Origin of the sequence: Microcystis sp. LE19-8.1F, assembly GCF_027531715.1 — a bacterium.
Taxonomy (GTDB): Bacteria; Cyanobacteriota; Cyanobacteriia; order Cyanobacteriales; family Microcystaceae; genus Microcystis; species Microcystis wesenbergii_A.
On the sequence record NZ_JAPZSO010000050.1, the window covers coordinates 1 to 12059 of the forward strand.

At 45.1% G+C, this 12059-nt stretch carries 12 protein-coding genes and 1 pseudogene; 9 read left to right on the forward strand and 4 right to left on the reverse strand.

Annotated features, from left to right (window positions below):
* The 7 genes from O9334_RS05775 to O9334_RS05805 form a co-directional block, all read left to right on the forward strand.
* On the forward strand, positions 1-606 hold a 606-nt coding region (locus O9334_RS05775), incomplete at its 5' end, for a ParB N-terminal domain-containing protein (protein WP_502846538.1).
* Positions 607-649: 43 nt separating this feature from the next.
* On the forward strand, positions 650-1138 hold the full coding sequence (locus O9334_RS05780) for a hypothetical protein (protein WP_045356731.1): 489 nt from the start codon (positions 650-652) through the stop codon (positions 1136-1138).
* 318 nt (positions 1139-1456) lie between these two features.
* Complete coding sequence (locus tag O9334_RS05785; protein ID WP_287999659.1) at positions 1457-2047, forward strand: hypothetical protein; 591 nt, start codon at positions 1457-1459, stop codon at positions 2045-2047.
* A 45-nt stretch (positions 2048-2092) separates the two neighbouring features.
* Positions 2093-2554 carry a cupin domain-containing protein gene (locus O9334_RS05790; RefSeq protein WP_045356733.1) on the forward strand — a complete coding sequence of 154 codons (462 nt, stop codon included), beginning with the start codon at positions 2093-2095 and terminating at the stop codon, positions 2552-2554.
* Positions 2555-2610: 56 nt separating this feature from the next.
* On the forward strand, positions 2611-3297 hold the full coding sequence (locus O9334_RS05795; protein ID WP_045356735.1) for a glutamine amidotransferase-related protein: 687 nt from the start codon (positions 2611-2613) through the stop codon (positions 3295-3297).
* 135 nt (positions 3298-3432) lie between these two features.
* A complete protein-coding gene (locus O9334_RS05800) occupies positions 3433-3612 on the forward strand; it encodes a hypothetical protein (RefSeq protein ID WP_152606954.1) in 180 nt (59 codons plus the stop codon).
* 70 nt (positions 3613-3682) lie between these two features.
* Positions 3683-5080 carry an Asp-tRNA(Asn)/Glu-tRNA(Gln) amidotransferase GatCAB subunit A gene (locus O9334_RS05805; RefSeq protein ID WP_045356738.1) on the forward strand — a complete coding sequence of 466 codons (1398 nt, stop codon included), beginning with the start codon at positions 3683-3685 and terminating at the stop codon, positions 5078-5080.
* Here the strand turns inward: O9334_RS05805 and O9334_RS05810 are convergent, their stop codons facing one another.
* From O9334_RS05810 to O9334_RS05820, 3 genes are all read right to left on the reverse strand, one after another.
* Positions 5081-5827 (reverse strand): amino acid ABC transporter ATP-binding protein, encoded by a 747-nt coding sequence (locus O9334_RS05810; protein WP_045356741.1) that lies wholly within the window; start codon positions 5825-5827, stop codon positions 5081-5083.
* A 7-nt stretch (positions 5828-5834) separates the two neighbouring features.
* On the reverse strand, positions 5835-7214 hold the full coding sequence (locus O9334_RS05815; RefSeq protein ID WP_238567735.1) for an ABC transporter substrate-binding protein/permease: 1380 nt from the start codon (positions 7212-7214) through the stop codon (positions 5835-5837).
* A gap of 99 nt (positions 7215-7313) precedes the next feature.
* Positions 7314-8198 carry an NAD-dependent epimerase/dehydratase family protein gene (locus tag O9334_RS05820; RefSeq protein ID WP_045356747.1) on the reverse strand — a complete coding sequence of 295 codons (885 nt, stop codon included), beginning with the start codon at positions 8196-8198 and terminating at the stop codon, positions 7314-7316.
* Positions 8199-8238: 40 nt separating this feature from the next.
* Between O9334_RS05820 and O9334_RS05825 the strand changes: the two genes are divergently transcribed.
* A complete protein-coding gene (locus tag O9334_RS05825; RefSeq protein ID WP_045356751.1) occupies positions 8239-9354 on the forward strand; it encodes a hypothetical protein in 1116 nt (371 codons plus the stop codon).
* 326 nt (positions 9355-9680) lie between these two features.
* On the opposite strand, the pseudogene O9334_RS05830 reads toward O9334_RS05825, so the two are convergent.
* Positions 9681-9938 (reverse strand): annotated as a pseudogene (locus O9334_RS05830) (IS5/IS1182 family transposase); the annotation flags it as partial.
* Positions 9939-10067: 129 nt separating this feature from the next.
* On the opposite strand from O9334_RS05830, the gene O9334_RS05835 reads away from it, so the two are divergent.
* The gene (locus O9334_RS05835; RefSeq protein WP_045356753.1) at positions 10068-11189 is read left to right on the forward strand and encodes an alkene reductase; all 1122 of its coding nucleotides are present in this window, start codon (positions 10068-10070) and stop codon (positions 11187-11189) included.
* Positions 11190-12059 lie beyond the last annotated feature (870 nt).

The window sequence follows — 12059 nt, forward strand, 5'->3', positions numbered from 1 at the left end:
GATTTGAAGGTTGGTGACACCGTTACCATAAATGGGAACCATCCCGAAGCCGCCGGCAAAACCTTCGAGGTCAGAGAGTTTAAGGGGAACGGCTGGATTCTCACCACCGACAACCGGCTATTTCACTGCGAGTTTTTTCTGCCCCGCGATCCGACCCCCGAACCTCACTTAACGAAATCCGGTCGGGAAGACCCCGCGCCCGAATACTTGGCCATCGCCCTGATCCGTACCGACGGCGGTACACAACCGAGGGCGATGATCGATCGACTCACCGTCGCCGAATATGCCGAGGATATGCGTTCCGGTGATCATTTTCCCCCCGTGTTGGTGTTCTGGGATGGCGGCGATTACTGGTTGGCCGATGGGTTTCACCGGCTGCTGGCCCCCCAGTCGCTGGAATTACCTGCAATCGCCGTCGATATCCGTCGGGGAACCAGACGCGATGCGATCCTCTACTCGGTCGGGGCGAATGCCCACCACGGTCTCAGACGCAGTAATGCCGATAAACGACGGGCGGTGTTGATGCTCTTGCAGGACGGGGAATGGTCGCGGTACAGTAACAACCGTATCGCCAAATTATGTTTTGTTTCCAGATTCGTTAAGTGAGAGACAGAGAATTTATCAGACTAAACACGGAACCATCTCGATCATGGACACCACTAACATCGGTCGGCATCGAAAATCGTTAAGTGAAAGAGAAGATGGGACGTTAACGGAAAATTCGTTAAGTGAGGATGAAACCCTAACGGAAAAATCGTTAGGTGAGGATGGGTCGGTTAAATCTACTCGGTTGACCGTGGGAAATTCCGTCACCGTTACCGGTGAGCATCCCAGAAAAGGACAGACGGGGGAGATAACCGCATTGCCCAATCCTTACGCGGCCATCATCCTTTTCGACGATGGCAACAGGGAAATATTAAGTTCGGACTTCCTTTCCCCAAAAACCGTCGATGTGGCCGCTAAATTTCAGGTCAAGGAAGGGCTGAATTACAGGGCGGGTAACGGCTGTGAGTGGTATGTCAGGGTAGAACAGGCTACTTGGGAGCGGCTGCTACGATATCGAAATCGCATCGGTACGGCAACCCTCGATGGGGCCATCAAACGAATGTTAGAAAGTATCGAGAACGACCAACCTTAACGAGCAGTCAACTCGGTTTGATTTGCTCACTTAACGAATTTTTCGAGTCTCTCACTTAACGAATCTTTAAGTGAGGGGAGAATTGATCGGACTGACCATAGATAAGGCCGATATCGGTTGGAATCTTTATTAACAAAAAAGTAAAAAACTTAAAAAAAGAGCAAATAATTGATAGGTATAGTTTTGAAAGAAGGAATCGAGGTCGGGGTCATGAAAGACATCCAAAGCCAAAACTATAAGGTGGTCTTCCTGGATTTTCGGGGAGTGTCCGATGAGGTACAGAGGCGGGTGAGTCGGGAGGCGCGAGAGTACAAGTTAATGCCAGTGGTCTGGGTTCAGTCGCCTCTGTATCGTTCCCTGACCGTCGCCGGACTGATCCACGAGGCTCGCCCTGGGGATGGGATTCAGGTCGATGACCATTTTTTTGCCCATTATTCGGAGAGGGAGTTCCAATCTCTAGATTTTCAGTACCGGAAACCGATTTTTTGCAGCATTCAGCCATTTCAGGCGGATTTAGTGAAGCGCGGTCGGTGCAATCAGCTTGACGTTCAATGTTATGCCACCGAAAATTTTCGCAACTGTATCGCCCTGGCCGAAAGACTCGATGCGGTGGTGAGTTTGTCGGAGCAAGATACTTTTAGATATAGAGAGCAACTGGGAGCGCGGCCTTTCAACGTTTTTTTATGGCCTTATAACTATCTTCCGCCCACACCGCGGGCGAAAGCCGTCCCGAAGCGCGGCAACCTCAAATCGAAAATCTCAACCTTCTGGATAGGGGTGAAAGTACGATCCCGTCCGCAACCCCGTTTTCCGACAACGTCCCGTTGTCGGGATGCCGAACGTGATAATCTAGGTATCGTAAAGCAGGATTTGCGTTCCCCTAACTATCTCAAGCTACTCCAGACGTAATATGATCAAATTGATGGTCTATAGGCGAGTCATAGGAGTTTGCCAATGATTATTGATCCCAAAAACGTACCGGGTGATACCAAGACCTATTATCCCGCTCCGTTTCAATATCTCGTAGCTGGTCGGATTAAGCAAGCATTAGGAAAAGCTGTCGGAATGAAAACTTTGGGGGTGACTCTAATTACATTGCCCTCCGGAGGCTGCTCGACCCTCAGACACTGGCATTTACAACAAGACGAATTTGTTTACATTATTGAGGGGGAAGTGACCTTGATCGACACGGCTGGAGAACACCTCCTAAAGCCCGGTATGAGGGCAGGTTTCCCAGCTGGGCAAGAAGATGGACACCAGTTAATCAATAAATCGAATTCCAACGCTGTCTTACTTCAGATCAACCATAAAACTCCTAATCAGGAAATATACTATCCTGACGACGATATATTTTTCAAAGAAGTTTCTGATGGTTGGATTGTCACTCACAAAGATGGCACATTATGGGAAAGCTAAGATAACAGTCAAAGTTTAGAAATCTGGTTTCTATCATCCTATCCCTCTCAACAAACATGAAAAAAATTCTGTTTATCCTGCATAAAGCAACCACAAATCCTGGACCAATTGCCGAGATTTTATCCGAGAGAGGTTATCAGATTGAGAAGCGAACTCCCAGAGAAGGAGAGCAACTTCCGTTGACGCTGGATGACTATGAAGCCGCTATTAGTTTTGGGGGAGCCATGAGTGCTAATGATTACGAAAAATCCCCCTTTATTCGTGCTGAATTGGACTGGATTTCCACAACTGTTCTTAGTTCAAATAAGCCCTTTTTAGGCATTTGTTTGGGCGCTCAATTGTTAGCACGGGTTTTAGGAGCCACTGTAGCAAAACATCCTCAAGGTGAAGTTGAAATTGGCTATCATCTTCTGACTCCTACCCTAGCAGGACATCAATATTTTAATTCTGCGTGCTACTTCTATCATTGGAATTCGGAAGGTTTTGACATCCCATCCAGTGCAGTCAGACTTGCATCGGGCAGTATTTTTGAAAACCAAGCATTTCGCTATGGGGAAAATGCTTTTGGTGTACAATTTCATCCAGAAATGGTTCAAAGCACATTAGAACGATGGCAACGGACAGAAACCGAAGTAAAATTACCGAATGGTCATTCCTGGTCTGAGCAAATTCAAGACCATATTAAGTATGCTCCATTCGTCAAAAATTGGCTGAATGATTTTTTTTCGGGTTGGTTAGGATAAAGAGAGCTATCAACATTCATAAGTAGTCGTGCAAAATAAATTTCCTAGTGAAGAAAGGCACTCATGCACTCATGCAAGAGGCAAGGGGGGGTTAGATATGTGTAATTAATTTTGCTTAGGTACTTAATTTATAAAATGAACGACATGACACCCGAAACCTTGCAACTCCTCGCTCAACGTAGTGGCGTGCAGCTTAAGCCTGAAGAAATCGAGCCATTATGTCGCGTCTATGTCAAATTAGAACAGATGAAACTCCTAATCCGCAAACCTCGCGATTACAGTAACCAATTCGCCCATAAATTTCAAGTACATTAGACCTAACGAGAAATCCCTGTACTCCTTGCTCAATCTAAAATCTAAAATCTAAAATCTAAAATCCAAAATTATGAGCCAGTTGTACTACTTGAGCATTTCCGAAGCGGCTCACCTCATCTCCACCAAGCAACTGTCCCCAGTCGAGTTAACCTGCACCTTTTTGACTCGGATTGAAGCCCTCAATAATCACCTCCACGCCTTTCTTCTCGTCACCCCTGAACTAGCAATTACTGCTGCACAAAAAGCTGAAGCCGAAATTATGCGAGGGGACTACCGGGGGGCACTACACGGGATTCCCGTCGGGGTTAAAGATGTGTTTGATACAGCGGGAATTCCCACCACTGCTCAATCGCGACTGCTGCAAACTCGCATTCCTAGCCAAGATGCCACCGTTGTCCGTCGTTTGTCCGAAGCGGGAGCGATTTTGCTGGGAAAATTAGCCACGAAAGAATTTGCTGGAGGCGGGCCTTCCTTCGACCTATTTTATCCACCAGCGCGAAATCCCTGGAATTTGCATCACGTCACGGGCGATTCCAGCACTGGTTCAGGCGCTGGGGTCGCCGCCGGATTGTGTATGGCCGCCTTGGGGAGCGATACCAGCGGCTCGATTCGAGAACCTTCTGCTTTCTGCGGTCTGGTAGGTCTCAAACCTACATACGGCCGCGTCAGTTGTGCGGGAATGATTCCCCAGTCTCCCTCCCTCGATCATGCGGGGCCGATGACCTGGACGGTGCGGGATAATGCCTTACTGCTTCAAGCGATTGCTGGTTACGATGCCAATGATCCGGCGAGTGTCGCCGTTGCTGTCCCTGACTTCACTGGCGATTTAGAAACCGGGTTGAAGGATCGTCGGATTGGCATTGTTCGTCATTTTTATGAGCGCGACGAACTAGCAGATATCGAGGTTTGTGCCGCCCTTGAGCAAGCTTATATTATCTTGGAAGAGTTGGGCGCAGAATTAGTAGAAATCGAATTGCCAGCTTTAGCAGAATTTATCGCTTGCTGTCAAATTATTATGCTCTCTGAAGCATTTACTATTCACGAACAAGACTTACGACAGCGACCCCATTTGTACGGGGAAGGATTACGCGGTCTTTTGTTGATGGGAGCTTTTATCAGCGCTGCTGATTATTTGCAAGCCGTCCGTCGTCGCCAGGAACTATGTTTCGCGGTAGAACAAGTAATGAAAAATGTAGATGTCTTGGTAACAGCAACAGAATTTCGAGCCGCACCTCTTATTGTTAAAACGCGAAACCTTGATGAGGCAATTAGTGCCGATCCCTTGATGCCATTTAGTGTGACGGGTTTGCCAGCACTAGCGGTTTGTTGTGGATTTAATCAGAAGGGTTTGCCGTTGTCAATGCAAATTATTGGTAAGCCTTTTGAAGAAGCGACAGTGTTAGCAATCGGAAATGCTTACGAACAAGCTACCCCTTGGCGCAAATTGCGTCCAGAGTTGAACATTTAATCATAATATTTTTTCCAAGAACTGTCGAGCGCGTTCCTGCTTGGGTTGAATAAAAAACTCTCTTGGGGGCGAATCTTCAATCACTTTTCCCTCATCCAAAAATAAAATGCGATCAGCAACTTCCCGCGCAAAGCCCATTTCATGGGTGACAATGATCATCGTCATTCCCGTGTGAGTCAGGGCTTTAATCACGTCTAAGACTTCTTTAATCATCTCTGGATCAAGAGCCGATGTTGGTTCGTCAAATAACATGATTTCCGGGTTCATGGCTAAAGAGCGGGCGATCGCAACTCGCTGCTTTTGTCCACCGGATAACTGAGCGGGATAAACCTCTATCTTATCTGCTAATCCTACTTTTTGAAGCTGATGAATGGCTTCTTGTCGCGCCACTTCCGGCGAAAGTTTTTTGACTTTCACTAAAGCATACATGACATTTTTTAAAGCGGTCATCTGGGGGAATAAGTTAAACTGTTGAAATACCATGCCAATATTTTGGCGGATCTTGGCAATATTAATTTTTGGATCGGTAATTTCCACTCCCTTAAAATAAATCTTTCCCGCACTGGGCATTTCCAAGAGATTTAGGCATCGTAAAAAAGTTGATTTTCCCGATCCTGAAGGTCCAATAATTGCCACGACTTCCCCAGATAAAATTTCTGTAGAAATACCTTTGATAACCTTAAGGTTTTGAAAAGATTTACAAAGATTTTCAACTTTAATAATCACACTGCGATCATGGTATAGCATTTTCACCCTAGTTACTCCGTTGAAGTCGCTTTTCTAAAATGTGACCGCTCCAGGTTAAGAGCATCACCATCAAATAATAAATCGCCCCAGCAAATAGAAGCGGTTCAAAGTAAAGATATTTTTCAGCCCCAACAATCTGAGCGCGACGAAACAAATCAGTAACCCCAATGGTAGAGACTAAAGCTGAATTTTTTAGTAATGCGATCGCCTCGTTAACCAGGGCGGGCAAAATATTCTTTAAAGCTTGGGGTAAAATAATATCTACCATCATCTGCGGGTAAAGCACACCTAAAGATAAAGCGGCTTCTCGTTGTCCAACATCTACAGATAAAATTCCCGCCCGAATTGTTTCTGAAATGTAAGCGCCGGAATTGAGGGTAAAAGTTGCTACTCCGGCGAATAAGGCAGAAATATTGTATCCTGTTAATTGTGGTGTTGCATAATAAATAATCGCGATTTGCAGCAGCATTGGAGTCCCGCGAAAGATCGAAGTATAAATTCGAGCAAACCAAATCAGAGGGGCTATCCGAGAAATCTTAAATAGCGCCAGGATCGTTCCCCAAATCAAGCCAAATATTGCTGATAGAGCAGTAAATTGTAAGGTTACGCCAATACCTTTAACAATAAAAGGTAGACTGGGAATAATTTGAGCAAATGAAAAAATCCCAGAAAGCTGATTTTTCTTCGGCTTTGGTGGTGGTTGATTGAGCCATGTTTTCGCTAATTGGTCAATTTCTCCCCTTTGTTTCATTTGCTTTAAAACCGAGTTAAAGCGATCACGCAGTGGCGAGCCTTTCGGAAAAGCGATGGCATATCCCAAAGGTTCTAAATTAGGAATAATGTGATATTCTAATTGGGGATTTTGTGCGATAAACCCTGGCGCAACTGTACTTTCTACTAAAGCGGCATCTAAACGTCCTATCTTTATTTCTTCGATAAGATCGCTCATTTTTGTGCGGCTTTCAAGAATTACACCAGGAATTTTTTTTGCTCTCTTTTCTTGGACAGAAGCTAAAGCAACCCCCACTTTCTTACCATGCAAATCTTGGTCAGTTTTGAGGCCACTTCCCTTGCGAGAAACAATCGTACTTTTGGTTTCGTAATACAAATCAGAAAAATCTACATTTTGCTTGCGTTGTTCAGTGGGAACCATACTAGCGACGGAAAAATCAGCCCGACGAGACTGCAAAGCCGGAATAATCCCATTAAAATCTGTATCGAGAATTTCAATTTTATAACCGAGATAATTGGTAATTCTCTTGGCTAGATCGATATTAAAACCAATAATTTCGTCGCTTCCTGTTGCTGTATCTCGATAATTAAAGGGAGGATACTCTGATGAAGTAGCCAGGATTAATGCCGGGCGAACCTCTGTTTTAGCTATCACAATTCCTGGCTGATTCTGTCCATTTCTTAACAGTAATATGAGCGTCAATATGACACAAAAAAAAAGAAAAAATACTCTTTTATGTTGGTTTTTATACAATTAGATATACTCCACCTTTAATTCTAATTCTTCTAACAGTGACCGAGCAATTGGTTGCCAATTCAAAATTTGTCGGACATGAGTATTAGAAAGCTGTTGATCAAGTACCAGCCCATCTGCTAAGAGTCCAATTTGCTGGCGTGCTGCTTCCAGAGATTGTCCTTGAATTCGACCAGAAATACCGGCTGCTTGACTGGCTAAACGAGCAATTTCTCGTAAAGACAAAGAACATTCATCTACAACATTAAAAACCATTCCCCCTGGCGATTGTTCAATCACTTTAACATAACAACGCGCCAAATCTTCAACATGAACCAAAGCCCAGTGATTGTCTCCTGTCCCGACAAACTGCACTACCCCATTGCTTCTACCGCCGGCCACCAGTTGTCCCACCAGCCCTCCACCACGACCATAGACCATCCCGGGACGCAAAACAACCGACCGCACCTGACGCTCTTTCGCCGCCAAAACCTGCTGTTCAATCTCTGAACGCCAAGCCATCAAAGGAATAGGATTAAGCGGCGGTTGTTCGTTAACATCTGAGTTAATATTGCCCAAAATCCAGGTTCCACTGGTGTAGATAAATGCCTTTCCTGTTCCACTCAAAGCTGACAACATTTCCGTAACAGCGATGCGATCGCAATTCGGCATTTTCTCATCTTTCGTCGCTGCTGTATGAATCACTCCATCCACCTGACACAGCGCCTCTATCCACTTCAGCGGTTGGTGTAAATCTCCCCGCACTACTTCAATCCCAACAGCCTCTAAACTTTGAGCCGCTTGCTCTGAGCGAGCTAAACCGATAACCTGATGTCCGACTGTTTGTAGGGACTCAGCTACGGTACTACCAATGTATCCGGTTGCTCCGGTGAGAAAAACTTTCATATATTAGTAAATAATTTAACTTTTAACGGGAGATCAACTCTTGGCAACGATCGCAATTTTTGGAGTAGGGGATATCGGTCAGTCGATTCTACGGGGTCTGGTGACCTATCCAGAAGTGAGCCGGATTTGGGCTTTCAGTCTGAATGTTCAGCGTCTTGAGTCTATAGTAGCCGATATCGCCACAATAGCCTATTATCGCGATCGCCACCTAGACATCCAGTTTCAATCCCTCGATTTACGCAATCTCCCTCTGCTCTCGGAAACTTTAGCCAAGAGCCGACCTGATGTAATCGTCAATACTACTACCCTACGAGCCTGGTGGGTGCCAATGCCATTTCCACCGGAAATCCAGCGTCAGTTACAACTAGAAGCACGCCAGGGTCCTTGGCTACCGCTTCATCTCACCTTGACCCTCAACCTGATGAAAGCGAGACAGCAAGTACTCCCCAATACCCCGGTAGTGAATCTTGCTCTTCCCGATCTCGTCAATCCCGTTTTAAATCAACTCAATTTAGCTCCTACCTGTGGCGCAGGAAACTCTGAGTTTCTGCACGCAGCGATCGCCAATATCGTCTCTCGTCGTTTGGGAATTCCGCCCAAAGAAATCATCGTAGAAATGGTCGCCCATCATTTTCACTGTAATTATTTTTGGGGGAATTTAGCAGCGGTTGAATCTTTAGAAAATCGACCCTATTGGCTCAGGGTTTTTCATGGCGGAACCGATATTACGCCCGAACTAAATCCCCATACCTTGTTACAGTTGGCGGGACAACAACTTCCCCGCGGCCGAGTGATGGCGGTTCGGACAGGAGAATCGGCGGTGAAAAATATTATGCGTTTAGTGAGGAATGATCCGACCCGAACTCATGTTTGCAGTCCCCTGGGTCATAGTGGGGGGTATGATGTTCGCTTGAGGTGCGCTTACCCTGAAGTTCTTTACCCACGCCATTTGTCTCTAGAAGCAGCCCAACAGATTGAAGCGCAAGGACTGATTGGCGATGGGATTGAATCGATTGAAGCGGACGGTGAAGTGATTTTTACTGACCAAGCAAGTGCTGCGATGAACCGAATTTTGGGATACGATTGTCCCAGACTTAATCCGGCGGATGCTCCGGCGCGGGCTGTTGAGTTGATCGAACGTTTAGAAGCTGTTTGAAAAGTTAAAGGAATGCCTAACCAGCTTGAGATTTAGGCTTTAATCGTCGAACCATTAAATGTACCATAGCAGCAAAAATCATCATTTCGCTAGTCGTGGGCAAAAATTCATAATCTTTACCTAAAATGTCGGATGAATGCCCCCGCTACATTTTTCGACAAGATACTCACCTTTGCGGGGGATGAAATCCGACCAGAATAAGCTGTTCGTAATTTAAATTGCTTGTTGAGACGAGGCACTCTTGCACTCTTGCACTCTTGCAACAGTAAAGGGATTGGGGGAGGTTCGGCTAATCTAAGAATAAGCGGTTTAAATGCGTCTTAGCTTATCAATCCCATCGTATCGACTAAAATCGTTCGCTTGCGTCCTTTGACCTTCTTGCCGCCATCAAAACTGATGTCTTCTCCACCACTTGCCGTTTTCACTGATTGACTATCGACACGAACCGCGCTCGGTTGGGCATTTCTTCCTGCTTGTAGCCGCACCATCACTCGCAATTCATCGTTTAGTCTCTGCCAAGTGCCATCTGCTTCCCAATCCCGAAAATAGGTGTAAACACTCTGCCATTTTGGCAGGTCATGGGGTTCTAAAATTTGCCACTGGTCATCTGTGAGGTCTGTGTCGTATGATAGTCCTATCATTTTTGGGGTCTCCTTTTAGACCCTTCTACTCTACAACCATCTTTTCAAATAGGTTCTTGGAAAAATATCACGATGAGTGCTGAGGTAAATTTATTTTCGCCCGTCAAGCTCGGTACATACACCCTGCGAAACCGAATTGTGATGGCTCCTTTAACGCGCAATCGAGCCGGACTGGGAAACACTTGTGGACCCCTCAATGCTCTCTACTACGCGCAACGGTCTTCCGCTGGCTTGATTATTGCTGAGGCTTCCCAAATTTCTCCTCAAGGAGTGGGATTTCCCCATACCCCAGGAATCCATTCAGTCGAACAAGTCGAGGGATGGAAACTGGTAACGCAAGCTGTCCATGAGCGAGGAGGGTTAATTTTTCTTCAACTATGGCACGTTGGGCGCATTTCCCATCCTGACTTGCAACCTCACGGTCATCTACCTGTTGCTCCGAGTGCGATTGCCGCAACTATTGGTATGGCTTCTACAGAGGACGGAGAGCGCCCGTTTGTTACCCCTCGCGCCCTGGAAATTGAAGAGATTCCTGGGATTATTCAAGATTATCGTCATGCGGCTAAGAATGCTATTGAGGCTGGATTTGACGGTGTGGAAATTCATAGCGCTAATGGCTATTTGCTGGATCAGTTTCTGCAAGATGGTTCAAATCAACGGACAGATTGCTATGGCGGTTCCTTGGAGAATCGCGCTCGCTTACTCATGGAAGTAACGGAAGCAGTTGTCGAGATCTGGGGTAGCGATCGGGTGGGAGTTCGCCTTTCCCCAAGTAATCATTATTACAGTATGTTTGATTCCAACCCTCAAGCCTTGTTTAGTTATGTGGTCAAGACTCTCAATAATTTTGATCTTGCTTATCTACATTTGATTGAACCCCGATCAAATACGGATGCTTTTAATCGCTGGGTTCAACGAGATATCGACCCCAACGAACCGGAAGTGGGGTTGCCCTGTCGCTACTTCCGTCCTCTTTTTAAGGGGACGATTATTTCAGCAGGAGGTTACGATAAGGATCTCGGAAACACTGTTTTAGCCGCCGGATATGCCGATCTCATTGCTTACGGTAGGCTCTTTATTTCTAACCCAGACTTACCTGAAAAATTTGCTCTAAATGTCCACTTAAATTCTTATAATCGAGCAACATTTTTTGGTGGAGATGCTACAGGCTATACTGACTATCCATTCAGCTAATAATCGGGAAAAATCAAAAACCAGGGCGAAGGTAGAACACGTCTTTGGAACATGGGTAATGAGTATGGGGGGAAAATTGATGGACATCTCCAAAAAATGGCCAGATCAGACAGTGATGCAATTCAGACTTGAATTGGCCTTTTATTTGTATGAAAGCTTGGTTTTTAAGTGAATCAAGTCGAGTTAATAAAACACGCATATCAATATCACCTAGTTCGGATAGTTCTAAAGATTCTATTTTTAAATCTTCAACTTGAGGGAAAATATTTAAAAACTTTCTCTTTATTATCTCGAACGTATCGGGATATTTGTGATAAGTAGAGTTCTTGCATAATTAGGGTTTGCTGGAAAAGTTTGTTGGTGGGGTTAGGAGTCAGTAGCCGGTCGTCAGGCTTCGGCCGAAGCCTGGCTCCCTGACAGGGGGACAAGCAAGCTGAAAAGCTTATGTAGCATGGAATACAGACACAGACTCCCAAAAAAGATCAGTCATATTTACCATATATGACCTAAATAACGAAAATGATAAGTGAACTATACCAGAAAGTGTGAGAAAATGAACTGGGACGAGCCAGATATCTACTAGAACTCTTGCAAATTAATTATATGTTATAATGATGGGTTAACTAATTTTTTTGGGAAAATTAGTTAACCAGTACATTCGTCCTGAATGAAAACTTGAAGTTTAACTTTTAACTCAAAACTCTTTAGATATGCTTTAATTTGGTTATCAAAACCTCTTTATTTAAGCGGCACAAACTATCTCAATTTTTATAATTGAGAATAAATTCTCCTTGACTTGATTAATCTTTAGGCAACTTTTAAGAAGCTGCTATACCTATCCCTAACTCACAGTTATAAATAGCCGCCAAC